The sequence below is a fragment of the Candidatus Aquiluna sp. IMCC13023 genome (assembly GCF_000257665.1).
Classification (GTDB): domain Bacteria; phylum Actinomycetota; class Actinomycetes; order Actinomycetales; family Microbacteriaceae; genus Aquiluna.
In genome coordinates, this window is sequence record NZ_AJKR01000001.1 from 76,929 (window position 1) to 101,019 (window position 24,091).

Sequence of the window (24,091 nt, forward strand, 5' to 3'; positions counted from 1 at the left end):
TAATGTCTAAGCCAAATCTTGCCCTTGTTGGAGCAACCGGTGCCGTTGGCACCGTAATGATTGAAATCATCAATGCACGGACAAACATTTGGGGTGAAATAAGGCTTATTGCATCTGCTAGGAGTGCCGGAAAGCAGATCATTGTTCACGGTCAGCCACTGACAGTTGTGGAGCTTTCCGAAGAGGCCTTTGATGGCATGGATATCGCATTGTTTGATGTTCCAGACGAGGTATCGGAAATTTGGGCACCAATCGCGGCTGCCAAGGGAGTTGTTGCGGTTGACAACTCAGCTGCCTTCCGCATGAACCCTGAGGTTCCTTTGGTGGTTCCTGAAGTAAACCCTCACATGGCTAAATCAAGGCCCATCGGCATTATCGCAAACCCAAACTGCACCACATTGACAATGATGGCAGCGCTTGGCGCCCTGCATCACAAGTGGGAACTGAGAGAGCTAGTCGTCTCTAGTTACCAGGCTGTTTCTGGAGCCGGCACGCCTGGCATTGACCGCCTCGCCAACGAAATCAAGGCTGCAGCCACGAACCCGGAAGCCGGACTTAGTTCTGACAGCGTTTCAAAGACCCTGGAGGCTCAATCAGTGCACCAGGCCGATTCGCCCTGGCCGCATCCGATTGCTTTGAACGTCATTCCTGCAGCCGGCGGCTTCAAAGATGGCGGACACACCTCCGAGGAGCTAAAGGTCAGAAATGAGTCACGCAAGATTCTTGGCATTCCTGGCCTCAAGGTTGCTGCAACTTGCGTTCGAGTCCCAGTCCAGGTTGGTCACTCCTTGGCCGTCCATGCGACTTTCGCCTCTTCGGTTTCTGCCGATGAGGTTAGAGATCTACTTTCCAAGCAGCCAAGCGTCGTTGTGATGGATGATCCAGAAAATGATCTATACCCAACCCCGCAACATGTTGCCGGACAGGACCCGACCTTTGTTGGTCGGATCCGCCAGTCTGAAGATTTCCCAAACACAATTGATCTTTTTGTGGTGGGGGACAATCTTAGAAAAGGCGCTGCCCTAAACACCTACGAAATAGCGGAGCTTGTAGCTCAAGAACTGGCTTAGTAGAAAACTAGCTGAGTGTAATAAGCGTTGCACTTGGTGGGCAAAAGATCCTAAGAGGCGCGTAGATAGAGCAGCCGATCCCATTTGACACATGCAACATTGCTTGATGGTTGTCATCTGACCAAGCCGACAATCCACTTGCGTACTTCGTAGGCAAATCACAGTTGGTAATCAATGCTTTTTGCCCCGGCAAGCACAGCTGACCGCCGTGAGTGTGGCCGGCAAACATGATTTCAACGCGCTGCTCCAAGAAGGCGTCTATGACCTCCAAGTATGGGGCGTGAGCCACTCCGATTGTGATGTCCACCTCTTTTAGTGAGGCGGTTTGCTTTGGTAGGCCAGCGAAATCCTCAAGACCTTCGTGGGCGTCATTGAGCCCAAGAAAACCAATGCGAGTGCTGTTGATTTCTAATTGACCTGCTTTGTTGTTGAGATTTAGCCATCCGGAGCCAATGAGCTCGTCTTCAAATCTTTTAGTATCTAGTCGAACCCCGGGTGTTGAGTTTTTTGAGGGCCCCATGAAGTAACGAAGTGGGTTCCTTGGTTTCGGTGCCCGGTAGTCATTGCTTCCGTTTACAAAAACCCCCGGAAACTGTCTGAGGGGTTCCAGGGCTAACAAGGCCGGGTTGATGGCATCTTTGTGTCCCAAGTTATCACCGGTGTTGATAACAAAATCCGGCTCCAGTTCAGCTAGTTTCGCAATGAAGTCAGCCTTGGCGGTTTGTCCCGGGGCAAAGTGCAAGTCTGAAATGTGAAGAATGCGTAAGCCCTTGCCGGCCGAGCTAGCGATCTCTATTTCATGAATCTTAAACGGGCCAGAGTTCCCAGTTATCCACATGCGTTGGGCTGCACAATCACTGCGGATGCGACGATCACTGATTCGCCGGCGGCAGGAATGGTCGAGTGAGCCGAACCTTCTGGAAGATTCGGATCACAAAGATTTAGCATCCAGTATTGACTTGGCTGAGGTGGGGTTGGAAAGAAGCCCATCACTTCAAGCGTGGTGTATGCGGCCTGAAGCTCTAGGCCCGAAACATCAGGCATTATTAGCTGACCACCGGATGAAATAAAGACTTCAATAATGGATCCCCTAGGCACTGACTCTCCTGCGGCGGGGAAAGTGTAGGCAACGGTGCCTACCTGTTGGGCCGAGGCCACTGGGGTTTCGACAAATTTGATGTTCAAATCGCTGGTGATTAACTGAACCTTCGCGCTATCGACGCTAAGCCCAGTTATTTCCGGAACGCTCAGCATGGTGGCATCGACATACCTGGGGTTTGCAGTTGGGAACTGGACTTCTTCGTAGTGCTTATTTACCTCGAGCATCACATCTTTCCAGACGGCATGACGAATGGTTGAAACTGCTCTATTGTTTACAGACTTGCCAGTTTGAGGGGTGAGTCCAACTACGTTTCCAACCCAAGTTGCGGTTGCCACCTCAGAAGAGAAACCTGCCATCCAGGTGTGTATACGGTCGTCTGTGGTACCGGTCTTGCCGGCCAAAGGTGTTCCGTCATTGGTATTTGCAGCCGAACCGGTTCCTCCGGAAACAACGCCCTTCATGGCGTAAATCATCGCTGCTGAAACTTCAGGAGACACCGACTGGTTACACAAACTCTGTGGAACGGTGAGTTCCTCGTTGGTGAGTCTCACAAGCACTCTGTCAATTGCAATAGGGGAGCAGTAGACACCAGCGTTTGCGATTCCGGCGTAGGCGGCGGCCATGGTCAGTGGTGCAATTTCGTTGGTTCCCAGGATTGCGGATGGGACATACAAAAGCTCATCGCCATCTGCTCTGTGGACACCAAAATCCTTGGCTGTGTCTCTGATTGCGCAGAGGTCTAATTGAGATGCCATTGCTGCAAAGGCAGTGTTCTGTGAGGTTACAACTGCCTGCTGAACACTTATGTCATCGATGGTTTGATCTCCGGAGTTGTTTACCTCCCAGAGTCCAACCACACCGCCACAACTAGCTTGGAAATCGTTGGAAACATCCCAAATCTTAACTTCGTCGGCTTCCCCATCAAGGTCGACATCCTCTCCGGTAAAGATTCGGCCGTCAACGTGGTCACCGAGGGTGTAACCATTTTTTAGCCATTCGGCCAAAGTGAAAACCTTGTATGTGGAGCCGGGCTGGAAGCCAGAAGATCCACCGTATGGCTTATCGCTGTTGAAGTTCACGCTGGTGCCACCCTCAACCGGGTTATCGCTCTGATCAAAGTAGCGGTTCTGAGCCATTGCAACTATTCGGCCGGTGCCAACTTCAACTGATACCGATGCGGTGCCAAAGCCCCACTCGTTTTCAGGAGGCAGGTTTGTCATTACCGCATCCCAGGCTGCCTGCTGAATGTCTAAGTCGATTGTGGTGAAGATCTCCAGCCCACCGCGTCGAAGTAGCATTTCCCGGTCCTCAGGCGCAACTCCAAATTCCGGAGAGTTTCTTATGGTCCAGACGGTGTAGTCGCAGAAGAAAGCGGTTACTTGGTTCTCTTCGCAGCCCTGCTTGTTCTTAGTAATTTTGGTCTGGATTGGAGATTTTTTGTAGGCGTCAGCCTGTTCCTGAGTTATGTAGCCCTCACTAGCCATGTTTTGAATGACGTAGTTTCTTCGGCTCAAGCCGCGCTCGTGATTTGCGGCCTCATCGGGCTTGTAATCATTCGGAGACTTGAGCATTCCAGCCAAGTAGGCTGCTTGCGGAACGGTCAGCTTGCTAGCTGAGGTTCCAAAGTAGTACTGGGAGGCAGTCTCGACACCGTTTATTTGGTTACCCAAGAACACCAAGTTCAGATAGCCGGCAAGAATCTCTTTTTTGGTAACTTCCTGCTCCAAAGCGATGGCGAGTCTAATTTCTCTAAGTTTTCTGGCAACGCTGACTTCGGTAGCGGCCTGAATGGCTCCCGTGTCATTCGAGATGCTTGCTGCTTCAACCATTGACTGCCGGACATACTGCATTGTGATCGTCGAGGCACCTGGTCCGTCACCGAAAGTGGCAAGGTTTGTAAGCGTCGCACGGATCAAAGAAATGATGTCCACTCCGCCGTGCTCGTAAAACCTAGGGTCCTCAGTTGCTACAACTGCGTTCACGAGGTTTTCGGAGATGTTCTCGAAAGGAACCTCGACTCGGTTTTCGTGGAAGAAGGTCGCAATCTGCTCTGGTTTTCCGTCTCGAAGCGCGTAAATCGCAGAGGACTGCGAGGAGTTCACGGGCTTGATATAAGAAGGTATTCCTTCAAACATTCCAATCGAAGTGGTCGTAACCACTCCGGCCACTGCGACCGCCGGCGCCAGCAGCGCCACCGACAATAGGCCGGCGACAACGCTCAGTAGGCCGAATTTTAGAAGGCTTACGAACGTGGAGGATTTAGAGCTGCCAGACATAGGCTCTAGGATACTCGCAATAGGCTGAAATGGAGCTGTGAAATGACCAAGTGGGAGTACATAACAACGCCGCTATTGATACACAAGGAAACTCAAATTCTAAACACCTGGGGTAACCAGGGTTGGGAACTAGTTCAGGTCACTAACGGCCCGCAGGGCGGACTCATAGCGTTCTTCAAGAAAGCTGTTGCCGAATGAGCAAGGTCGAACAAAGACTCAGCGAGCTGGGTCTTACTCTGCCTCAGGTTGCAACTCCTGCCGGCTCGTATCTGCCAGCGATGATCTCGGGAAACCTAGTGTTTACCGCTGGGCAAATACCGCTAGTTGAGGGCAAGCTCATGGCCACCGGCAAGCTTGGCGCGGAGATAACGGTCGAGTACGGAGCAGAGATTGCTCAGCGCTGCGCATTAAATGCCCTTGCAGCTGTTAAGTCTGTTATTGGGGATCTAGATCGAGTAAAGCAGATAGTCAAGATCGTTGGTTTTGTGTCATCGGTTCCGGAATTCACCAGTCAGCCTGCGGTCATCAATGGCGCAAGTGAATTTTTGCAGCAGATTTTTGGAGACGCGGGTCAACACGCCAGAAGTGCAGTTGGTGTGTCGGTGCTACCTCTTGACGCGCCAGTTGAAATCGAGCTGATTGTGGAGTTTTCCTAGAGGGCTTTTCGCATCCAAACCGAGTCTTCGGTTTCAAAGCCAAGGTGTTGGTAAAGCTTTCTAGAATTAGGGTTTTGGGCTTCAGTCTCGAGAAACACAGCCTTGGTGTTGTGTCTTCCTAGTTGAGTCATCACCTCGGACAGCATTTTTGCGCCGATTCCTTGGTTGCGGTGGTTCTTCAGGACAAAAACCTCATCAATCAGTGCCTCTTTGCCACCGGATTCAATTCCCCAACCCCAGCCGATGACCGCGTAACCGACTAGCACGATGTCTAATTCGGCTACAAACACAAGTCCCAGACCCTGGTTACTTAGCAATGGCTCAAGTCCAGCAAGCAAGTGCTCGCGACCGAAGTTAGTACCTGCCTCTTCAGAGAAGTTAGTCAATAGCCAGAGCAGTGCCTCTAAATCAGCGGGAACTGCTTGTCTAATCATTTAGTCGTTGGCACCAGAGTCGAGCTTTCGGCCGATGGTGTCCATAACCGAAGTGTCCGCAAGTGTGGTTACATCGCCTATAGGTCGATCCTCGGCAACATCTTTTAGAAGCCTACGCATGATCTTTCCGGAACGAGTTTTAGGTAGTTCGCTCACCACAAAGATTGACCTGGGCTTTGCAATCGGGCCTATCTGACTTGCAACGTGATCGCGCAGAATCTTTGAGGTGTCGGCTTCGCTACCTAGTTTGTTCAGTTCTTCTTGCATCAGAATCACAAACGCGACAATTGCCTGACCGGTGGTGTCATCGGCAGCGCCCACCACAGCAGCTTCTGCCACATATGGGTGAGACACCAGGGCCGACTCAATCTCTGTCGTGCTGAGTCGGTGGCCGGAGACGTTCATAACATCGTCCACGCGGCCAAGTAGCCAAAGGTCACCATCATCATCAAGTTTTGCGCCGTCGCCGGCAAAATAAACTCCTGGAAATCTGGACCAATAAGTTTCCTTAAATCGTTCCGGATCGCCCCATATGCCACGCAGCATCGAGGGCCAAGGCTCAGTGATCGCCAGGTAACCTGCGTGACCGGGACCAAGTTTTTCGCCGTCCTCATTGATCACCGCAATCTCGATTCCTGGAAGTGGCACTTGCGCACTACCGGGCTTGGTTTTGGTAATCCCAGGTAGCGGAGAAACCATAATGGCTCCGGTTTCGGTTTGCCACCAGGTATCGACAATCGGGGCTCGGTCATAACCAATCGCCTTTCGATACCAAAGCCAAGCCGCCGGGTTTATCGGTTCACCAACCGAACCAAGAACCCTTATCGAGCTCAGGTCGTAGTGGCTCACTACCGAGTCACCCAGCTTCATAAAGCTTCGAATTGCAGTAGGAGCGGTGTAGAAGATGCTGACATGGTACTTCTGAATGATGTCCCACCAGCGGCCCCAGTCTGGGGTATCTGGTGTGCCCTCGTAAATTACTTGCGTCGCACCGTTGGCAAGTGGCCCGTAGACAACATATGAGTGGCCGGTTATCCAGCCGACATCGGCCGTGCACCAATAAACATCCTGACCCTCGTGGAGATCAAAGACGTTTTTGTGGGTGAAGCTTGATTGAGTCAGATAGCCACCGGTTGTGTGCAGAATCCCCTTGGGCGTTCCGGTAGTTCCGGAAGTGTAGAGAATAAACAGCGGGTGCTCGGCGTTGAATCCCTTGGCAACATGCTCATTGTCAACGCTCTGCATTTGCTCTTCCCACCAAACATCGCGGGCCGAATCCCAGTCGACTTCTTGGCCGGTTCGTTTGACCACCAGCACGTGTTCGACGCTCGGGCAGTTTCCATCTTTGAGTGCCTGATCAACAGCCGGCTTCAGAGCGCTGGCTTTGCCTTTTCGATAACCACCGTCTGCCGTGATGACGACCTTGGCACCGGCATCTTGAATCCTGGAGGCCAGTGAGTCGGCGCTAAAGCCACCGAAGACAACCGAGTGCACAGCCCCGATTCTGGCGACTGCCTGCATAGCGATTATCGCTTCCGGAATCATCGGCATGTAGATAGCCACCCGGTCACCTGGCTCAACGCCCATTCTTATTAGGACGTTCGCTGCTTTTTTTACAGCCTTGAGCAAGTCTAAATAGGTATAAACCTGAGTGTCGCCCGGTTCTCCTTCAAAAAATAGCGCCACTCGCTTGCCCCAGCCGGCTTCAACGTGACGGTCAAGGCAGTTGTAGCTGACATTTAGCTCGCCGTCGGCAAACCATTTTGCAAACGGTGCGTTAGTAAAATCAAGGGTCTCAGTGAAAGGCTTGTGCCAGTGCAGCTCCCTGGCTTTCTCAGCCCAGAACTCCAAACGGTCTACCTTGGCTTGGTCGTAGATCCCAGGCTTAGCTATTGCGGCTTTAGCGAATTCCTTAGAAGGCGCAAATGAGTCAGTATCGGTCAGCAGGGACTCTATTTCGTGCTGTTCAGACAACTTTGCCCTCCAGGTGGTTTCTAGTTTGGTACCTAATCTTATTATCGGTTTTCGTTGCTGTTTCGGCTATCACGCTAGCGCTTTTCGTTATCGGCCATGTCGATACCTAAAGCGATCTAAATGTACTTACAGACAAAAAATATTCGTATTTTGCCCATTGTCCCGAAATGGGGGACAAATCTACAAAATCTTCTATAAGATTAAAGAGCTGATTAGTCAGTCGCGATGCCACATCCCCCATGTCGGCATCGCCGGCAGCAGGTTTCCCCAAACCTGCTGCCACCCTAATTTTCCCCAGCTTCGTCTTTTTTGACACGAAGCTTCCGGCCCACGAACGAACATGGGTTTGTGGAGATCAATCAACTGAGCATCTGGCAAGTGATTCAGACCCCTGGGGTCACTGACCTAGTTATCGATGGCGCCAGTTTTGCTCGGGCGGATTATGGGTCCGGCTTTCAGGATGTTGAATCGCCATTTATTACAGACCAGGATCTTTCCGAAGCTATCATCCAGCTCGCGCTAGATGCCGGATCAAGAATCGATATCGCAAAGCCGGTTGCCGATTTCGTTTATCGCGGAGCAAGGTTTCACGCCATCTTGCCATTCGGGTTATCTGCCAAGCCGTTGCTGAGCATTCGGGTTCACCCCAGTAAGCCCCAACCTCTTGAGTCGCTGCAGGCAGCTGGAATGTTCTCCAATCAACAGCTCGGTTGGCTTAGGCGGCAAATGTTTCATAAAAAGAACATCGTCTTTAGTGGTCCAACCGGTGTAGGCAAAACCACCTTGTTGCGTTCGCTCTTGAGTGAAGTCACTGAGCGAGTGATCTGTATTGAGCAAACACCAGAACTGTTTCTTGCGCCCCCTGCGATTGCCCTTACAGAGAGGGAAGCAAACCAAGAAGGTGTCGGTCAAATCGAGCTGGATGAACTAATAGTTCACGCCCTTCGCATGCGACCAGATCGCATAGTGGTCGGCGAAGTGCGCTCAAAAGAGTTCAGAGTGATGTTGCAAGCTATCAACAATGGGCACGAGGGCACCCTAACGACTCTGCATGCAAATAACTTGGAAAGTGTCGCGGAGCGACTATTAGTCCTTGGGTTGCTCGGGAACCTCACTTCCGAGCTCACCTCGAGGCTCGTTTCCCAATCGATCGATTACGTGGTTCAGCTGGGGAAAAAAGGAAACCAAAGAGTCATTTCGGGGATTGGTCAACCGATCATGACCCCAACTGGGCTAGTGGTTCAGAGGGTGGCAATCTAATGCGGCCTGCAATGTTGGCGGGGCTGTTGTCAGCGGGGGTTCCGTTTCCAAAGGCCATTGAGCTGGCGGACCCCAAGGATTTACCGGATAAGTTTCGAGATTTTATAGTTCTCGCTTTCGAACTGGGTGCCCCATTGGTTCCAACCTTGAGTCAACTTGAAGTGCAGATGCGGCACGAGGAGCGAACCAGTCAAGAAATCGACCAAGCACAGGCAGTTCCTCAGGCAACTAGAACACTCTTGATTTGGCTGCCCGTGGTTAGTTTCGTCCTGGCGCAAATAATGGGGCTTGGAACCTTCAGTGGAATTTTGCATCCTGTGGGAGCCTTGGCCGCATTGCTGGCAGGAGCGCTGCTGTTCGCGGGTTACAAAATTTCCGGGCGAATGCTCAACAGCTTTCTTGCCCCAAAACCAGACCCAACCTTGTCGCTGATGGTTTTGCGTATTTGCCTGTCCGCCGGAGAACCGTTGGAAAAAATTCGAAAAAGACTTGAAGGCTACCCAGACGGCGGAGCAAGTCAGCTGGTTGAAATTTCAAAACGCACTGGAGCAAGGCTGTCCTTTCTCATTGACTCTGAACTCGAGCAACTCAATCAAAAGCTTTTGTCCAGCCGGATTGAGGAGGCCAGAAAGCTTTCGGTTCGATTGCTTATTCCGTTGTCGTTGACAACCCTTCCTGCGTTCTTACTTCTCACCCTGCCGCCGATAATTATCGGCTTCACCCAATAAGAAAGGATAAAAAATGCAACTACTAAAATCCGAAGACGGTGCCATTACCGCCGAATATGCCATTGCGACCCTTGCCGGGGTCGCCTTCGCTGGGCTCATGCTGCTGGTGCTGAAATCCGAAGAGGTCAGGTCGCTGCTATTCAAGTTGATTGCAGGAGCAATTGGCCTTGGCTAGTAAAAGCCTGGCTAGTGATCAAGGGGCGGTAACAGCAGAGCTCATGCTGCTGTTACCGGCTCTGATAATGCTGTTTGCCACGGTGCTCGGCTCAGTGACTTTTGCAACTGATCGAATAGCGCTTGAGGCAAAGGGTTTTGAGGCAGCCAGGTCGCTCGCCATTGGGCTTGATCTTGTGTCCGAAGAAGGAATCGAAATTGAGAAATCTGTAGAAGGGGCTCTAACTTGCGCCAAAATTACCAAGCAGTCGCTCATGCCCATGAGCACCAAGCTCTGCGTAATGCAGGTTGGTCAGTAGATGCAGGATCCACGGCAGTGGTCTCACTGACATTCATGGGCACGCTCATGTTGTTGTTGTCGGCGGTCTCAATAGCAACGTCATTGGCTCTTGAGCGCACTAGGTTGCAGGTGGTCGCTGATCTTGGTTCGCTGACCGCTGCCGACACACTTCGGGGTCTGATTTCTGGAATTCCTTGCGAAAATGCGGAACTGATTGCGGTTTCGAATGGTAGTTTCCTAGATTCATGTCGTATTGTCGGAAGCGACGCGAGCGTCGAGCTAACTAAGCACTCCGGATTTGTAGAACTTTTTGCATTTTCGGACGCAGGTTCGCCAACTGACTAAATAGGAGTATTTTCTTGACGAAGAAACTGGTAATTGTTGAGTCGCCTGCAAAGGCGAAGACGATTTCCAAATACCTAGGAAACGATTACGAAGTATTGGCATCGGTTGGTCACATCCGAGATTTGGCCCAAGCCAAAGAAATTCCAGCAGAAAAGAAAAAAGGCTCGCTCGGCAAGTTCTCAATTGACGTAGAGAACGACTTCGAACCCTTTTATGTGGTTTCCCCTGGCAAAGCCAAGACCGTCAGTGATCTAAAAAAGGCGCTAAAAAACGCCGATGAGCTCTACCTTGCTACTGATGAGGACCGCGAGGGCGAGGCAATCGCTTGGCACCTTTTGGAAGTCTTGAAGCCAAAGGTCCCTGTTCACCGAATGGTCTTCAACGAAATCACAAAAGATGCAATCAATGCTGCCGCAAACAACACCAGGGAGCTGAACACCAACTTGGTTCAGGCTCAGGAAACCCGGCGGGTAGTTGATCGCTTAGTTGGCTATGAAATTTCTCCGGTGCTTTGGCGAAAGATAAATCGTGGACTGTCTGCCGGAAGAGTCCAGTCGCCTGCAATGCGAATGATCGTTCAGCGCGAGCGCGAGCGTATCGCCTTTGTCTCCGCTAGCTATTCCTCCATCACGGCAAGTCTTGAGGCCGACTCAATTGGCTTTGAGGCGAAACTCACAATCCTGGATGGACAAAAGCTTGCTGGAACCAAGAGCTTCGACTCTAAGGGCATACTGGTTCAAGAGGCCTTGGTGCTCTCGCCCGAACAGGCTGCAGGTTATGCGGCAAAACTCAAAGGACAAGCTCTTAAGGTTTCAGCCGTTGAAGCAAAGCCTTCGACCAGAAAGCCATTCGCGCCCTTCACCACTTCCACCTTGCAGCAGGAAGCATCTAAAAAGCTCGGCATGAGTGCCAAGCAGGCGATGGACACAGCCCAGATGCTTTACCAAGATGGTCACATTACCTATATGCGAACGGATTCACCTTCGCTATCTGGCCAGGCAAGCTCAGCGGCCATTGCTGCTGCCAAGGAGCTCTTTGGTGAGGAGTCGGTTGCTTCGGCGCCGCGTATGTATGGAGCTAAGTCGAAAAATGCTCAGGAGGCCCACGAGGCTATTCGTCCTTCCGGAGAAAAATTCGTTCACCCAGATGACCTGAAAAAGGTTTTGCAGGGAAAATCACAACTTTTATACGAGCTAATTTGGAGAAGGACAGTCGCTTCTCAAATGGCGGATGCCAAGCTTTCAACCACGACAGCCAAGCTGCAAACTGAGGTTGACACCAAGGTTGCTGAATTCTCAGCATCAGGAACCGTGGTGCTGTTCAAGGGTTTCATGGCTGTTTACCAAGAAGCCCAAGAAGAAGGCAAAGAACCAGAGAGTGCCAAGCTTCCGGCTCTTGAGGTCGGAACAACTATTAAAATTGATGAAATTGCATCCAAGGACCACTCGACTTCGCCACCAGCCAGATACACCGAAGCTTCATTGGTCAAGGCTTTGGAGGAGCAGGGTATTGGGCGGCCTTCAACTTACGCTGCCATTATTTCCACCATCATTACCAAGGGCTATGTAGTCAAGCGCGGTAGCGCACTGGTTCCCGAGTGGATCGCGTTTACCGTGACTAGGTTCTTGGAAGATAACTTTGGAGACCTGGTTGACTACGCTTTCACGGCCAAGATGGAGTCGGATCTCGACCGAATAGCCCTCGGCGAACTTGATCGCTCTGGTTGGCTCAAGAATTTTTACTTCGGGGAAACCGGATTGCAGTCAACCGTTGAGGGTCTTGGCGAAAGCGACCCCAGATCGATCAACACGTTCGAGATTTCCGAAGACATCAATCTTCGAACCGGCAAGTTCGGCCCCTACCTTGAAGTCGTGGAGAACGAAGAACGCAGAATTGTGAACATCCCTGCGGACCTAAGCCCAGACGAACTGACTGAAGCCAAAGCCATTGAACTTGTAAATGCTCCGCCGGCAAGCGACCGAGTCCTGGGCCAAGAGCCGGAATCGGGTTTGGACATCATCGTGAAAGATGGTCGCTTTGGTCCTTACCTAACGTTGGTTGATGAGGGCAATCCAAAGCCAAAGACTGCCTCTTTGTTCAAGACCATGGCCGTTGACACCGTCACTTACGAAGACGCCCTGAAGCTTATGTCCCTGCCAAGAGCCATCGGCATCGATCCTGAAACTGAAACTGAAATCACCGCTCAAAACGGGAAGTTTGGTCCGTATCTAAAGCGTGGAACAGACTCTCGCTCGCTTGATACCGAGGAGCAGATTTTCTCACTTGATTTGGCTTCAGCGTTGGAGATCTACAAACAGCCAAAGTATGGCGGGCGCCGCACAGCGGCTACTCCGCTTCGGGAGTTCGGCGAAGACCCAGCCTCCAAGCTGAATGTTGTGGCCAAGACCGGACAGTTTGGAACATACGTTTCCGACGGAATTGTCAACGCAACCGTGCCAACCGATGAGCCATTAGACGAGCTAGCCAACGACCGCGCCTTCGAGCTTTTGGCCATTAGGCGTGAAAAGCTAGGGGTAGAACCAGGCGAAACACCAAAGACTCAGAAAAAGACGACCAGAAAAAAGCGGTAGCCGTGTTTATTACTTTTGAAGGAATCGACGGAGTTGGCAAGTCCACTCAGTTGGATCTACTCGAGACCTGGCTAAAAGCCAGGGGGCATGGAGTGCTGCGCACAATGGAGCCCGGCGGCACGGAACTCGGTCAAGAAATAAGGCACTTACTTCTCCACCGCAAGGGAGATGTCGCTCCAAGGGCAGAGGCGCTTTTATATGCCGCAGACCGAGCCCATCACGTTGCCACGAAGATTAGGCCGGCCCTAGAACTTGGCACGATAGTGCTTGGGGACCGCTACTACGATTCTTCGATTGCCTATCAGGGTGCTGCACGGGAGCTCTCCGTAAAGGAAGTCCAGGACATCTCGCTCTGGGCTGTTGCAGGCCTCGAGCCTGACCTTACGTTTTTACTTGACATGCCAGCCGAGCAGGCGCTCGCAAGACGTGATGACACTGGAACTGCTCCGGATCGCCTAGAAAGTGAGCAGGTTGAGTTTTTTGCAAGGGCCAGGGATCAATATCTGAAGCTTGCGACCCAACCTCGTTTTGAAGTTATTGACGCGACCATGGCCATTCCCGAGATACATTCAGCGGTGATTGCCCGTATTGAAAAAGCGGGGCTCGGCAAATGACCTCCGGGGTCTTCGATCAGCTTTTAGGTCAGCCAGAAGCAATTGAGCAACTTCAGCGTACGGTTGCCGGCAAGCTAGAAGGTGTTCACCACGCGTGGCTATTTACCGGCCCGGCAGGTTCTGGCCGGTCTTTATTAGCCAAGGCCTTCGCTGCTGCGCTTCAGTGTGACAATGCTGGCTGTGGGCGCTGCCAGCAGTGCTCCTTAACAATTGCCGGAGCTCACCCGGATGTATTGACCCTTGCCACCGAGCGGGTATTGATCAGAATCGATGAGGTTCGTGAGCTGGTGCAAAAATCCGGGATGAATAGCACCATTGGTGATTATCGAATCGTGATTATCGAAGACAGCGATCGAATGACCGAGCGCACCTCAAACGTTTTACTAAAAGCACTTGAAGAGCCCCAAGACAAAACAATTTGGATTCTCTGCGCACCAAGTGTTGCCGACCTGTTGCCAACAATCCGTTCCAGAACTATGAATGTGCTGCTTCGACTCCCAAGTGTCGAGGAAGTTGCTGAGCTATTGGTCCAGCGGGACAAGGTTGATAGAGATCTTGCAATTAGATCCGCACGCCAAGCCCAGAACCACGTTGGCATGGCAAGAAGGCTGGCGGTTTCTCAGGACGCAAGATCCAGAAGGGCTGAAACCCTGCGGGAGATCGCGGGCATCACAAACCTTAGCCGGGCCATGGTTGCCGCTGAAAAGCTACTCGGCGTTGCCAAACGCGATGCCGAGGCGCTAGCTCAGGAACGAGATAAGTCCGAAAAGGAACACTTGATGCTCGCCTACGGGCTTGCGATTGACGAGAAGATCCCACCGAACTTGAGGCCGCAGTTCAAGGGCTTAGAGGAAAACCAGAAGCGAAGAAACACCAGAGCTCTTAGAGACGGTATCGATCGAATTTTCACCGACGCCGAGTCCTTTTTTAGAGATGTGCTTGCCCTACAGCTTGGTGCGAATGTGGAAATGACTAATCCTGAGCTCGCCGATGACCTTCAGCTGAGGCAGCTGGGCACAAACGCGGTTGCAAGCATCGCTGTTTTAGACGCAATCACCGAATCTAGAAAGCGCTTGGCTTCAAACGTTAGAGACCTGCTGGTCCTCGAATCGCTTTGCACATTGATGATCCTGAGACGCGACCTTGCGGCTTAGGGCAGCTGTCATCGCTGGCGTTTTGTTGCTTGCCGGCTGCACTCCCACTCCAGCTCCCGATCCTGTTGCTGAAATCGAAAGCGGAGCCTTATCTCTTTATGAGCAGGTAATCATTTGGGAAGACTGCGAAGACGGTTTTGAGTGCTCGGTTGTCGCTGCACCGCTTGACTGGCAAGCGCCCAACGGATCGTTGATCAGAGTCGCCCTTATGCGCAAGGCCGGAACCTCTTCGTTAGAACCGCTGCTTGTAAACCCAGGTGGACCGGGCTCCAGCTCGATCGAATGGTTGCTGGCTTCTTACGAGAGCCTCGGAAGTGATTACCTGCGATCAAATTTTCAAGTCATAGCCTTTGACCCAAGGGGGGTTGGGCAGACTTCACCGGTTGAGTGCAGCAACCTAGGCCTAAAGGATCAGCTTTTATACGGAAGCTCTCCCTACCGATTCGGAACCGAAGAAGACATTCAGTATTCGGCCGACTTGTCGTATCGCTTCGCACAGAGCTGCCAAGGGGAAATGAGCACCGGTTATTACAACACTCAGCAGACCGCCAAGGATATGGAGCTACTGAGAATTCTTCTTGGCAGCGAGAGGCTAAATTATCTTGGTTACAGCTACGGCACCGAGCTAGGAGCCACCTTTGCCGTTTTGTTCCCGGATCAAGTTGGTCTGTTTGTGTTGGATGGTGCAGTTGACCCAACAATTGATCCTGATCTGGCCCTACTGGGCCAGATAAAGGGCTTTGATAAGGCCCTCAGCGCCTATCTAGTCGACTGCTTCACCAGAGTCAGCTGCCCACTACCAAATGATATGGCTGAAGCTAAGGACACCATTGCTGGACTCTTGAGCTCGCTAGAAAATAGTTCGATGCCAACTGATTTTGATAGGGACCTGTCGCTATCGGCAGCCATCGCAGGAATGATTGTGACTCTTTACTCGCAAGACAGTTGGGAGTTCCTATCGATTGGGCTTGAAGAAGGTCTTGCAGGAGATGGAACGACCCTGTTACTACTGGCAGATTTTTATAACGACCGCGATGCCGAAGGCGGATATCTAACCAACTTGGTTGAGGCAAACTATGCCATTGCGTGTGCTGATGAAATTACTTACCCATTGCCAACCGCTGATCTGACAAAAGAAATAAGGGCTGCAAGCAAGGTATTCGGAAAGTACTTTGCCTATGGCGAGAGTTCTTGCGATGGTTGGGCAGCCGGTATTGGAAACCAGAAGCTCGATTACAGGGTTGATTTACCAAATCCAGTAATGATCGTAGGTACTACCGGTGACCCGGCTACCCCCTACGAGCAGGCCGTTACCCTGAGCTCGCTGATGCAGGGCTCTTACCTACTTACATTCGAAGGTGAGGGTCACACTGCTTATGGTTCCAGCGACTGCGTTGGCAGTGTCGTAGATGACTACCTTGCCGGCAAAGCGATTTCAGTAGATTCTCTTTACTGCAGGTAGTGCGCCTAAAGCCTTCTATCTGGCCCTCTATAGGTAAAGAGCTGCCATCAGTACTGCAAATATCACGATAAAGATTGCAGGGGTCACAAACTTCACAACCTCTAGCCATGGGCGAAAGCTGATTATCCGCGATCGAAGAGCCGACTGACCTGGTAGCGCAGCTAGGTCGTCAATGACGGCCTGGGCCTGGGACGCAGCTGAGTACTCGGCTAAAGCACCGAGAATCCCTGAGGCTAGTAAAATTAGGGCAAATCCATGAACCAAAAACATTTCGTATCCGGAAATGGTCGGAGTCGCAAAGGCGGCAAAGGCCAGCAGGGCCGTCGGCGCGAGCTGAGCCAAAATAATGTGGAGTCGGTTTTTTTGGAACTCGCGGATTAGTTCGGCTTCTGTCATGGTTAGTTCCTTTGATCGTATCTATAAGGTTAGGCAACACATTGAAAAATAATGCCCTGCAGGAGAGCCTGTCGCGCAGATTCCGGAAACTCCTGTCTGGTGCACCCGATGGCATTCCTCCGTGGCTAGAAGTTGTTGCTAAGGGCGATGAGCCGGGTTTTTATTTGCCTACCGATGCGCCCTGGGTAGTACACGGAAATTTTTCAACGTTGGTTGGCGGCGTCAGAGCACTACTCATGCAGGCTCTTCACCCGGGTTCCCTTACCGGGGTGTCAGAGCACTCTCGCTATGAGCAAGACCCGCTCGGCAGGCTCTCTGGAACAATTAGGTGGCTAACGGTTACCACCTTTGGTTCGATCGAAGCCATCAACGGTGAGGCCGGCAGAGTAAACCGCATGCACAAGACCGTGAGCGGCGAGTACCAGACTTCCACTGGCGAAACCAAAGGTTACCGGGCAGGAGACAAGGATCTGCTGCTTTGGGTTCACGTGGCTTTCATGGACTCATTCCTAAGAGCCCACCAGAACTACTCAAAGACCCCAATTCCTGGTGGAGCAGATTCTTACGTTGCACTGTGGTCAAAATCGGTTCAGCCTCTCGGGCTAAAAACAGCTCCGATGAGTGAAGCCGAACTTCTGGAAACCCTCGAAGATTTCAAGTCAAAGCTCACCGTCACCGATGACACTAAAGCAGTTATCAGCTGGATAAGAAAGGCACCGCTACCGCTTGTTGCAAAGCCGGTTTACGCGCTGTTGTTTCAGTCGGCGCTCGCCTCGATGCCGAAGGAGTACCAGTTGATGATTGGTATTAAACCTTTGCCACTTTGGTTCTTGAGGCCCGTCACTACATCGTTATTGAGTTTTATGCGGTTCGCTATCGGGCCAGAGTCTCCAATAGAAGACGCAGCTCTTGCCAGGCTCAGGCGAGCAGGCGCAATTACCGACTAAACTTTTGAAACGACACGCCACCCTAGCTCAGTTGGTAGAGCAGCTCACTCGTAACGAGCAGGTCAGGAGTTCGATTCTCCTGGGTGGCTCTCTACGAGATTCGCACCGCTAGGCGGATTTGAGACCAGGCCCCTCAACTACTGAGGGGCAAAATGTGTAGCTCAAGCAAAAACTCAAGCAAGCCGACATAGTCTGAACCACTGTGACAAATCAGTGCACAGTCTTTACCTGTGCTGCCAACAAAACAAAAACTACTTGTCGTCCCACTGTGGATTGTCGGCGTCGGGTTTGCTGCTCTCTTCCGGTTGATGCTTTTTGGATCTCACAACAAAAAGACTGAGCACAGTTGCGACCACCGCGCCCAGTACCAGTAGCACTAAAAGCGTTTCCAATACCATGGGCATTCTCCTTGTTTTAGACCTTACCAACTCAAGCAAAAAACTCAAGTAATTTAGCTGACACAACCTAACAAACTGGGACACATCAGGACACAGTATTTACTTATGCTTTTCGGGAAAACACTTTGTTCTCGGGGGTGTGAATCTCTTTCGTTGCGAGCAGCTCAGGAGTTCGATTCTCCTGGGTGGCCCTGCAGGGGCCCAAACCCTAGGCAAAACTTACTCAAGTGCTTGCCCCAATAGACTCGAGTCATGAAAAGGCCATTAGTCAAAGTCACTGCAACGGATTACCACACTGCTGGCGAGCCATTTCGAATCGTGAGTGTAGGGCTTCCTGACATTGCGGGAGCAACGGTCCTAGACAAGCGGGCAGGGGCTTCCTCAAACCAGAAACTAGAACAAATTAGAAAGCTACTTGTCAATGAACCCCGGGGTCATGCGGATATGTATGGCGGGTTTATCGTGGAGCCAAACGATGATGGCGCTGATTTTGGTGTGCTGTTTTGGCACGGAGATGGCTATTCAACCGCTTGTGGGCACGGCACCATTGCACTGGGCGCCTGGGCCGTAGACACCGGGTTAGTTGCTGCAGAACCCAATGGTGAAACAGCAGTCACAATCGATGTTCCCTCCGGCAGAGTGCAGGCTCTGGTCACTCAAGAAAATGGAATTACAACGAAGATTTCCTTTAGGAACGTGTTTTCCCACGCCATCGCCGAGGCGGTGCCAGTGGCTCTGGACGATGGCAGGACTGTCTTGGTGGACATTGGTTACGGTGGTGCCAACTACGCAAGCATTGAGGCCAGCAAGCTTGGCCTATCGGTAGAACCGAAGCATTTAGACGAGCTAATTCGAATCGGTAGGCAGATCAAATGGAAGTTGAATGAGACTCCAGAATCTAATTCGCAGGTCGATGAGCGCCTCAACGGCATCTACGGAACCATTATTTTTGATGAGGTCAATTCAACCGATTCCGAGCTGCATCAACGAAATGTAACCATCTATGCCGATGGCCGGGTCGACAGGTCACCTTGTGGTTCTGGAACCGCATCAAGAATTGCTCAGCTGGCCCATTCCGGCAAGCTAACTAAGTCAATGACGCTGATTCACGACTCAATTATCGGAACTAGGTTCTTAGGCCGAATTGAAGAAGCCCAAACCCACGGCCAAAGTTCCGGTGTTATCCCGGTGATTACCGGGAGCGCCTTCCATGTCGCAAATGTAGAGTTTTTGCTGTTCGAAAACGATGAACTTGATACGGGGTTCTCACTTCGATGAGTGCCCTAAGCCCGGCAAAGTGGATAAGTGACCAAGAGTTATTTATAAAGTTTGGTTATGGCAAGGCAATCGAAGCAATAAGCCAAGCTTTGACCGAAGGGTTTGACCCTGCAACGGACAAATCGCGCTCATTTGTCGAGTTTGCCTCTGGCCAAGGGCTTGTGATGCCCAGCGAGAATGCTGAGTTTGTAGGGCTGAAGTTCGTCACCGTCGCACCCAAGAACCCGGCTAAAAACATTCCAAGAATCCAAGGCATCTACACACTCTTTGATGCCAAAACTCTTACCCCTTTGGCTCAGTGCGATGGCGCTGCTTTGACGCTTCTTCGGACTTCCTGCGTAACGGTAGCCATGGTGCAAAAGTTAGCTTTGCCAGAAAGCCCAAAGCTGGTTGTCTTTGGCTCTGGGCCGCAAGCCCTTGCCCATATTCTTGCAATTTCAGCCGTGTCGACGCCAGATTCAATTCGAATCTTGGCCAGGAACACATCAGGTGTTGAGAAGCTGATTGTTGACCTGAGGGGCCATGGCATTGAAGCGGCTGCAGGTTCAACCAAGGCTCTTGCCGAGGCAGACCTAGTTATTACTGCAACCACAGCAAGAGAGCCCCTGTTTGCTCTAGAGCAAGTTCAGAAGGCCGTAATTGTTGCGGCTGTTGGTTCCCACGAACCAAACGCTAGAGAACTGCCCGGAAACCTCATGGGCATTGGAACGGTGTTCATCGAAGATCAATCGGCTGCGCTTAGAGAAGCAGGCGATGTCATCATGGCAATCAACGAAGGCTTTGTTGCCGTGGAAGATTTAGTGGAGGTAAAAAAGCTATTTACCTCTGAATACAAGATAGATAGTCAGGCATTGAGAATTTATAAGTCATCCGGAATGCCCTGGCAGGATCTTGCGATCTTTGGCGCGGCTTATAAGGCTCTGATCTAAGTTTTTATTTCGCGCGCAATGCGCTTATGAGCGCCAAGCCCCCGGCAATCAGGACCATGGCCGGCGGGATGAAGTTTAGAGGCGAGTACCAGTCGGTGGCGCTGTTGGCAATTACGAAAACTACTCCAGCCACACCAAGCGCAAGCAACAGCCATGCAATGACCTTGGTTGACTGAGGGTCGATCTTCTGAAGATCTTCCCTTGATTGGGCGGTGGTTTTACCGCAGCTTGGACAATTGAAATCAGACTCGGAAATATCACTCTGGCAGTTTTTGCATTTCATGCCTTTAGGTTATTGGTTATCTGAAGTCTGGGTTCACTAAATCAATAATCTGAGGACCCGCCACCAAGACGATTGCCAGCACAAAAAGCGCTAGACCAATTCGTTTCCACATTTTTTCTAGCTGGCTGGAATCCCTAGGTTCTTTTGGGTTCTGTTTATCAGTCATGTCCTCAGCCTACTTCTAGCCAGTAGCACGGGCGGGCTTTGACCTGCTGGCAGATACAATTGCAAAAAATGGGCAGTAGCAATTTAGCTGGAGTTTTATCCAGCGTCACTTTCTTTACTTAGATCGGAAAACCTTGAAGAACAATCTCGTGGCACTGGAGCCCAAGCAGTTTCCAGAATACGCTCAGGCGATCACCGATGCCGGCGGTCAGATGACTTCGGTAACTACCTCCACAAAGGCCCTTATCTGGACTGACTACTCGTCCCCTGAGGCTTTGCAAGCGATGCTCAATGCAAACCCGCAGCTCGAGTGGGTGCAGCTGCCATTTGCTGGGGTCGATGCTTTTGCTGAGATTTTGAAGAGTCCAATTATCTTTACAAGCGCCAAGCGGTCGTACTCTGAACCGGTAGCTGAGCACGCTCTCGCTCTTTGCTTGGCTTTGGCAAGAATCATTCCGGAGCGAGTAAGAACCAAGAGCTGGGGTAGGCAGTTTGCCGATTCTCTTTACGATCAGGATGTTTTGATTGTTGGAGGAGGCGGCATTGCCGAGGAACTTGCGTCCCTGCTTGCTCCTTTTCGTTCCAAAGTCACGGTTGTTAGGAACAGACCCAACGAGCCCTTTCTAGAGGGCTTCACGGGCAGGGTTGTTTCATTTAACGACTTTGACAAGGAGCTAGCCAAAGCAAAGTTTGTGATTCTGGCCTGCGCATTGACAGAGACCACGAGGTTCTTGTTTGATGCTCGAGTATTTGGGCTGATGCGCACCGATTCTTATCTAGTGAACATCGCAAGGGGAGAAGTTGTAAACCAAGAGGACTTGGTTCACGCCTTGAAATCAGGCAGCATTGCAGCAGCAGCAACCGATGTTACTTATCCAGAGCCTTTGCCAGCAGATCACGCAATGTGGCAGGTGGATAATTTGCTCATCACCCCTCACACCGCAGACACCAAGGAAATAGTTACGAAGTTATTTTCAGATCGACTTCGGGTGAACGTGGCAGCTTGGCTTGCAGACAAGCCGCTAGTCGGCGTTGTCGATGCTGAGCTGGGTTATTAGGTCAGGGTGGAGCTCTAGCCCCAAAGCTTTGGGCTAAACACTTCTACTTTTCCACCGGGCAGGTAGTTCAAGCCGTTTGGAATATCCTGGGCTATCAATAGCGGCCCATCGATATCTACAAACTCAGAATGCTGACCGATCACATAGGCCGGGGCCATCGACAGTGAGGTGCCGGTCATATTTCCAACCATTATCGACTTACCGTCTTTTTGGGCAACCTCAACAATTTGCAAGGCTTCGGTCAGGCCGCCGCATTTGTCCAGCTTTATGTTTATCACCTGGAAGTTTTTTGAATTGGCTTCGTATTCGCTGAGGTTTAGGACGCTTTCGTCCCCACCCAAAGGAATTGGAGAAACAAAGCCATCAAGTTCGGAGTCTTGGCCTCGAGCCAGCGGTTGCTCGATCATTTTTATGCCTAGATCGCTAAGGGCTGGAATGAACTTTATTAGCTGTTCAAATTGCCAGCCTTGATTCACATCGACAACCAGGTTTGCATCAGGCCTTGCTTCTCTTATCGCGGTTAGTTTTTCGACCGGCTGGTGATCATCGAGCTTGATTTTCAAGTTTGAAAAATCACTTAGTTCTTTTGCCCTTGTGGCCATCTGGCCTTCTGTGCCGATGCCTATGGTCGCAACGGTATTTAGTTGTTTGGGTTTTAGCCCAACCAGCTCCCAGATGCTGGCATCTCTAATTTTGCATTCCAAATCCCACATCGCCGAGTCAAGCGCGTTGCGGGCCCCATTGGGCGGCATGATTTCGTTGATGTCTTGACGTGTAGCACCTTGCTGAACCTGTGGTTTTATCTCTTCGAGATCTCTTAGCATCTTGGCTTGGTCGTCGCCCAAGTAATAAGCACCAACACCTTCGCCCCTGCCGGTAAAGCCGTCTTTTTCAAGAGTGACCCAAACCGCATTTAGCTCCAGAAAGGTGTAGCCGGTGATAACAAAGGGTGAGTGCAGCGGGAAATCCTTGCGCTCAATCGTCATCCTCATTTTTGGCCCAGAAGATTATCAATTACATCGTCGAGTCCAGTTACCAATGGGTCCATGGTGGGAAGGCCGTAGAGGGCGCTCAAGTTTGCAAGGTAGGCGGCTCGCTCATGATCTGGGATTGCGCTTGTGTTAACGCTTATTCCAACGCATCTAATTCCGGGGTTCACGCTTTTTGCAATCTCAATGGTCCGATCGATGACCGCTGGGATGCTCGGCAATTCAAAATCGGGCCAGCCTTTGATATGGGTGCGAAGTGCTTCGGTACAAACCACAAAGGCATCTGGCTGGGAGCCCACCAGTAGACCGGTGCTTACGGATGAGTAGCCTGGGTGAAACAAGCTTCCCTGACCCTCGATTATGTCCCAGTGATCCGGGTGGTTGTCCGGAGAAATCATTTCTGCCGCACCCGAAAGAAAGTCGGCAACAACGGCATCAATCGGGATACCGCTTCCGGCAATCATGATGCCGGTTTGGCCTGAGGCACGGAAGTCGGCATCCATGCCTCGTTCTTGCAGTCTGTTAGCGATTGCTAAAGCAGTGTATTTCTTGCCTAGTGCACAATCGGTTCCCACTGTCAAAAGTCTTTTTCCAGCTCGTTTTTTACCGGTTCCAACAGGGATGTCCTTTGGTGGCACCCGAATATCAACCAGCTTTGCCCCGGACTCGTTAGCTACCGAAACCAGCGCTGGAATATCATTCAACTTTGTGTGAACTCCTGCGACGATATCCATGCCTGCCTGCAAGGCGGCAACCAAGGTTGGCATCCAAGCCTCCGGAATCGCACCGCCCACAGCCGATGTTCCAATTACCAGTGATTTAGCCCCGGCTTCGGCGGCACTTGCCACGCTGTGCTTGGCAAGACCTAAATCAATTGTGCCGCCCGGAAGGCTCAGTTGGCCCATGCAGCTTTCCGGCCGCCACTTTGCAAGCCCTGCAGCGGTTTTGGCGTAGATTGGCTCAGTTTCGCTGCCAATGAATAAGAGGTAGGGGGTGCGCAGTGTGATTGTTGTCAATTGATCCTCGCCGGATTAGATATCCATATGATTCTTCACTCTAGCTAGGTTTGAGACTTGAAGTTTTGCTTGTTAGCTCTGCGGCAGCTGGCACTCTGGGGTACCTCCTGGGAGTCGATGCCGATTAGCCGCAACTAAGTAATAAATGGGCTTCGCTATGTTTCTTATAACCGGGAGCTTTAGGAACCAGCCAGCTAGAGCCCAAATGGTTTTGGATTGGATTAGTGCCTGGGCAATAGCTGCCGCCGCAACGAATCTCGTGCTGCCAGAAACAAAGTAGACCGCCTTTGAGGTGAGCTCAGTGGTTAGCCCCAACGATTCAAGATCTAATTTTTGGTAGGGCTCAATCGGAATTTTGTGTCGGGTCATCTTGCGAAGCAGCCTGGCACTTGAGCTGCAGAAAGCGCAGTCTCCGTCGAAGATAAGAACTTGTTTGCTTGCGCACATCGGTTAAGCCTAATGCGGTGTAATGTTTTGGGGTTGTATTGGTTTTACTACAGGAGGCGTAGGCT

General features: G+C 51.4%; 26 protein-coding genes and 1 tRNA gene. 17 read left to right on the top strand and 10 right to left on the bottom strand.

Going from position 1 to position 24,091, the window contains the following annotated elements; all coding sequences use genetic code 11:
• Positions 1–2: 2 nt before the first annotated feature.
• Positions 3–1,070: an aspartate-semialdehyde dehydrogenase gene (locus IMCC13023_RS00390; protein WP_007540073.1), complete on the top strand. Its 1,068-nt coding sequence runs from the start codon at positions 3–5 to the stop codon at positions 1,068–1,070.
• A gap of 7 nt (positions 1,071–1,077) precedes the next feature.
• On the opposite strand, the gene IMCC13023_RS00395 is transcribed toward IMCC13023_RS00390, so the two are convergent.
• Together IMCC13023_RS00395 and IMCC13023_RS00400 are read right to left on the bottom strand one after the other, a co-directional pair.
• Complete coding sequence (locus IMCC13023_RS00395) at positions 1,078–1,908, bottom strand: metallophosphoesterase (protein ID WP_007540075.1); 831 nt, start codon at positions 1,906–1,908, stop codon at positions 1,078–1,080.
• Positions 1,899–4,448 (bottom strand): transglycosylase domain-containing protein, encoded by a 2,550-nt coding sequence (locus IMCC13023_RS00400; RefSeq protein WP_007540077.1) that lies wholly within the window; start codon positions 4,446–4,448, stop codon positions 1,899–1,901. Before IMCC13023_RS00400 ends, IMCC13023_RS00395 begins: the two co-directional genes overlap by 10 nt.
• A 42-nt stretch (positions 4,449–4,490) precedes the next feature.
• Between IMCC13023_RS00400 and sp36 the strand changes: the two genes are divergently transcribed.
• Positions 4,491–4,646 (top strand): Sp36 family protein, encoded by a 156-nt coding sequence (gene sp36, locus IMCC13023_RS07340; RefSeq protein WP_007540079.1) that lies wholly within the window; start codon positions 4,491–4,493, stop codon positions 4,644–4,646.
• Complete coding sequence (locus tag IMCC13023_RS00405; protein ID WP_007540081.1) at positions 4,643–5,104, top strand: RidA family protein; 462 nt, start codon at positions 4,643–4,645, stop codon at positions 5,102–5,104. The genes sp36 and IMCC13023_RS00405 overlap by 4 nt, the downstream gene beginning before the upstream one ends.
• Here IMCC13023_RS00405 and IMCC13023_RS00410 read toward each other — a convergent pair.
• Together IMCC13023_RS00410 and acs are read right to left on the bottom strand one after the other, a co-directional pair.
• The gene (locus tag IMCC13023_RS00410; RefSeq protein ID WP_007540083.1) at positions 5,101–5,538 is read right to left on the bottom strand and encodes a GNAT family N-acetyltransferase; all 438 of its coding nucleotides are present in this window, start codon (positions 5,536–5,538) and stop codon (positions 5,101–5,103) included. The genes IMCC13023_RS00405 and IMCC13023_RS00410 overlap by 4 nt on opposite strands.
• Positions 5,539–7,512, bottom strand: a complete 1,974-nt coding sequence (gene acs, locus IMCC13023_RS00415; RefSeq protein WP_007540085.1) for an acetate--CoA ligase — start codon at positions 7,510–7,512, stop codon at positions 5,539–5,541.
• Between the two features lie 348 nt (positions 7,513–7,860).
• Between acs and IMCC13023_RS00425 the strand changes: the two genes are divergently transcribed.
• The 9 genes from IMCC13023_RS00425 to IMCC13023_RS00460 are packed head-to-tail and all read left to right on the top strand — an operon-like array spanning position 7,861 to position 16,120.
• Positions 7,861–8,772, top strand: coding sequence for an ATPase, T2SS/T4P/T4SS family (locus IMCC13023_RS00425; protein ID WP_007540086.1), 912 nt, complete (start codon positions 7,861–7,863; stop codon positions 8,770–8,772).
• A complete protein-coding gene (locus IMCC13023_RS00430; protein WP_040324704.1) occupies positions 8,772–9,500 on the top strand; it encodes a hypothetical protein in 729 nt (242 codons plus the stop codon). Before IMCC13023_RS00425 ends, IMCC13023_RS00430 begins: the two co-directional genes overlap by 1 nt.
• Before the next feature lie 13 nt (positions 9,501–9,513).
• On the top strand, positions 9,514–9,675 hold the full coding sequence (locus tag IMCC13023_RS07125; RefSeq protein WP_007540090.1) for a DUF4244 domain-containing protein: 162 nt from the start codon (positions 9,514–9,516) through the stop codon (positions 9,673–9,675).
• On the top strand, positions 9,668–9,973 hold the full coding sequence (locus IMCC13023_RS00435; RefSeq protein ID WP_157775943.1) for a hypothetical protein: 306 nt from the start codon (positions 9,668–9,670) through the stop codon (positions 9,971–9,973). Before IMCC13023_RS07125 ends, IMCC13023_RS00435 begins: the two co-directional genes overlap by 8 nt.
• Positions 9,901–10,299 carry an Rv3654c family TadE-like protein gene (locus IMCC13023_RS00440; protein WP_157775944.1) on the top strand — a complete coding sequence of 133 codons (399 nt, stop codon included), beginning with the start codon at positions 9,901–9,903 and terminating at the stop codon, positions 10,297–10,299. Before IMCC13023_RS00435 ends, IMCC13023_RS00440 begins: the two co-directional genes overlap by 73 nt.
• 14 nt (positions 10,300–10,313) lie before the next feature.
• Complete coding sequence (topA, locus tag IMCC13023_RS00445) at positions 10,314–12,890, top strand: type I DNA topoisomerase (RefSeq protein WP_007540097.1); 2,577 nt, start codon at positions 10,314–10,316, stop codon at positions 12,888–12,890.
• 2 nt (positions 12,891–12,892) lie between these two features.
• Positions 12,893–13,504 carry a dTMP kinase gene (gene tmk, locus IMCC13023_RS00450; RefSeq protein ID WP_007540099.1) on the top strand — a complete coding sequence of 204 codons (612 nt, stop codon included), beginning with the start codon at positions 12,893–12,895 and terminating at the stop codon, positions 13,502–13,504.
• Complete coding sequence (locus IMCC13023_RS00455) at positions 13,501–14,658, top strand: DNA polymerase III subunit delta' (protein WP_007540101.1); 1,158 nt, start codon at positions 13,501–13,503, stop codon at positions 14,656–14,658. The genes tmk and IMCC13023_RS00455 overlap by 4 nt, the downstream gene beginning before the upstream one ends.
• Entirely contained in the window at positions 14,648–16,120 is a 1,473-nt protein-coding gene (locus IMCC13023_RS00460; RefSeq protein WP_007540103.1) for an alpha/beta hydrolase, read from the top strand. The genes IMCC13023_RS00455 and IMCC13023_RS00460 overlap by 11 nt, the downstream gene beginning before the upstream one ends.
• 27 nt (positions 16,121–16,147) lie before the next feature.
• On the opposite strand, the gene IMCC13023_RS00465 is transcribed toward IMCC13023_RS00460, so the two are convergent.
• The gene (locus IMCC13023_RS00465; RefSeq protein ID WP_007540105.1) at positions 16,148–16,516 is read right to left on the bottom strand and encodes a hypothetical protein; all 369 of its coding nucleotides are present in this window, start codon (positions 16,514–16,516) and stop codon (positions 16,148–16,150) included.
• Positions 16,517–16,557: 41 nt separating this feature from the next.
• Here IMCC13023_RS00465 and IMCC13023_RS00470 point away from each other — a divergent pair, with 41 nt between their 5' ends.
• The 4 genes from IMCC13023_RS00470 (at position 16,558) to IMCC13023_RS00485 (ending at position 20,068) form a co-directional block, all read left to right on the top strand.
• Entirely contained in the window at positions 16,558–17,463 is a 906-nt protein-coding gene (locus IMCC13023_RS00470; protein WP_007540107.1) for an oxygenase MpaB family protein, read from the top strand.
• Positions 17,464–17,479: 16 nt separating this feature from the next.
• A tRNA-Thr gene (locus tag IMCC13023_RS00475) sits at positions 17,480–17,552 on the top strand.
• 561 nt (positions 17,553–18,113) lie between these two features.
• A complete protein-coding gene (locus IMCC13023_RS00480) occupies positions 18,114–19,139 on the top strand; it encodes a proline racemase family protein (protein ID WP_007540112.1) in 1,026 nt (341 codons plus the stop codon).
• Positions 19,136–20,068, top strand: a complete 933-nt coding sequence (locus IMCC13023_RS00485; RefSeq protein WP_007540114.1) for an ornithine cyclodeaminase family protein — start codon at positions 19,136–19,138, stop codon at positions 20,066–20,068. The genes IMCC13023_RS00480 and IMCC13023_RS00485 overlap by 4 nt, the downstream gene beginning before the upstream one ends.
• Before the next feature lie 4 nt (positions 20,069–20,072).
• Here IMCC13023_RS00485 and IMCC13023_RS00490 read toward each other — a convergent pair whose 3' ends face one another.
• On the bottom strand, positions 20,073–20,351 hold the full coding sequence (locus tag IMCC13023_RS00490) for a hypothetical protein (protein ID WP_007540116.1): 279 nt from the start codon (positions 20,349–20,351) through the stop codon (positions 20,073–20,075).
• Between the two features lie 16 nt (positions 20,352–20,367).
• On the bottom strand, positions 20,368–20,517 hold the full coding sequence (locus tag IMCC13023_RS07275) for a hypothetical protein (RefSeq protein ID WP_007540118.1): 150 nt from the start codon (positions 20,515–20,517) through the stop codon (positions 20,368–20,370).
• 133 nt (positions 20,518–20,650) lie between these two features.
• Here IMCC13023_RS07275 and IMCC13023_RS00495 point away from each other — a divergent pair, with 133 nt between their 5' ends.
• On the top strand, positions 20,651–21,574 hold the full coding sequence (locus tag IMCC13023_RS00495) for a D-isomer specific 2-hydroxyacid dehydrogenase family protein (RefSeq protein ID WP_157775945.1): 924 nt from the start codon (positions 20,651–20,653) through the stop codon (positions 21,572–21,574).
• Positions 21,575–21,588: 14 nt separating this feature from the next.
• Here the strand turns inward: IMCC13023_RS00495 and IMCC13023_RS00500 are convergent, their stop codons facing one another.
• The 3 genes from IMCC13023_RS00500 to IMCC13023_RS00510 form a co-directional block, all read right to left on the bottom strand.
• Entirely contained in the window at positions 21,589–22,560 is a 972-nt protein-coding gene (locus IMCC13023_RS00500) for a dipeptide epimerase (protein ID WP_007540122.1), read from the bottom strand.
• A gap of 2 nt (positions 22,561–22,562) precedes the next feature.
• On the bottom strand, positions 22,563–23,579 hold the full coding sequence (locus IMCC13023_RS00505; RefSeq protein WP_007540124.1) for an N-acetyltransferase DgcN family protein: 1,017 nt from the start codon (positions 23,577–23,579) through the stop codon (positions 22,563–22,565).
• Between the two features lie 72 nt (positions 23,580–23,651).
• Entirely contained in the window at positions 23,652–24,026 is a 375-nt protein-coding gene (locus tag IMCC13023_RS00510) for a thiol-disulfide oxidoreductase DCC family protein (protein ID WP_007540127.1), read from the bottom strand.
• Positions 24,027–24,091: the final 65 nt, after the last annotated feature.

Excerpts from the sequence above, each read along its gene's own strand:
- IMCC13023_RS00390 (WP_007540073.1), top strand. The coding sequence starts at position 3 with ATGTCTAAGCCAAATCTTGCCCTTGTTGGAGCAACCGGTGCCGTTGGC.
- IMCC13023_RS00395 (WP_007540075.1), bottom strand. The coding sequence starts at position 1,908 with ATGTGGATAACTGGGAACTCTGGCCCGTTTAAGATTCATGAAATAGAG.
- IMCC13023_RS00400 (WP_007540077.1), bottom strand. The coding sequence starts at position 4,448 with ATGTCTGGCAGCTCTAAATCCTCCACGTTCGTAAGCCTTCTAAAATTC.
- sp36 (WP_007540079.1), top strand. The coding sequence starts at position 4,491 with ATGACCAAGTGGGAGTACATAACAACGCCGCTATTGATACACAAGGAA.
- IMCC13023_RS00405 (WP_007540081.1), top strand. The coding sequence starts at position 4,643 with ATGAGCAAGGTCGAACAAAGACTCAGCGAGCTGGGTCTTACTCTGCCT.
- IMCC13023_RS00410 (WP_007540083.1), bottom strand. The coding sequence starts at position 5,538 with ATGATTAGACAAGCAGTTCCCGCTGATTTAGAGGCACTGCTCTGGCTA.
- IMCC13023_RS00430 (WP_040324704.1), top strand. The coding sequence starts at position 8,772 with ATGCGGCCTGCAATGTTGGCGGGGCTGTTGTCAGCGGGGGTTCCGTTT.
- IMCC13023_RS07125 (WP_007540090.1), top strand. The coding sequence starts at position 9,514 with ATGCAACTACTAAAATCCGAAGACGGTGCCATTACCGCCGAATATGCC.
- IMCC13023_RS00455 (WP_007540101.1), top strand. The coding sequence starts at position 13,501 with ATGACCTCCGGGGTCTTCGATCAGCTTTTAGGTCAGCCAGAAGCAATT.
- IMCC13023_RS00465 (WP_007540105.1), bottom strand. The coding sequence starts at position 16,516 with ATGACAGAAGCCGAACTAATCCGCGAGTTCCAAAAAAACCGACTCCAC.
- IMCC13023_RS00480 (WP_007540112.1), top strand. The coding sequence starts at position 18,114 with ATGAAAAGGCCATTAGTCAAAGTCACTGCAACGGATTACCACACTGCT.
- IMCC13023_RS00485 (WP_007540114.1), top strand. The coding sequence starts at position 19,136 with ATGAGTGCCCTAAGCCCGGCAAAGTGGATAAGTGACCAAGAGTTATTT.
- IMCC13023_RS00490 (WP_007540116.1), bottom strand. The coding sequence starts at position 20,351 with ATGAAATGCAAAAACTGCCAGAGTGATATTTCCGAGTCTGATTTCAAT.
- IMCC13023_RS07275 (WP_007540118.1), bottom strand. The coding sequence starts at position 20,517 with ATGACTGATAAACAGAACCCAAAAGAACCTAGGGATTCCAGCCAGCTA.
- IMCC13023_RS00500 (WP_007540122.1), bottom strand. The coding sequence starts at position 22,560 with ATGACGATTGAGCGCAAGGATTTCCCGCTGCACTCACCCTTTGTTATC.
- IMCC13023_RS00510 (WP_007540127.1), bottom strand. The coding sequence starts at position 24,026 with ATGTGCGCAAGCAAACAAGTTCTTATCTTCGACGGAGACTGCGCTTTC.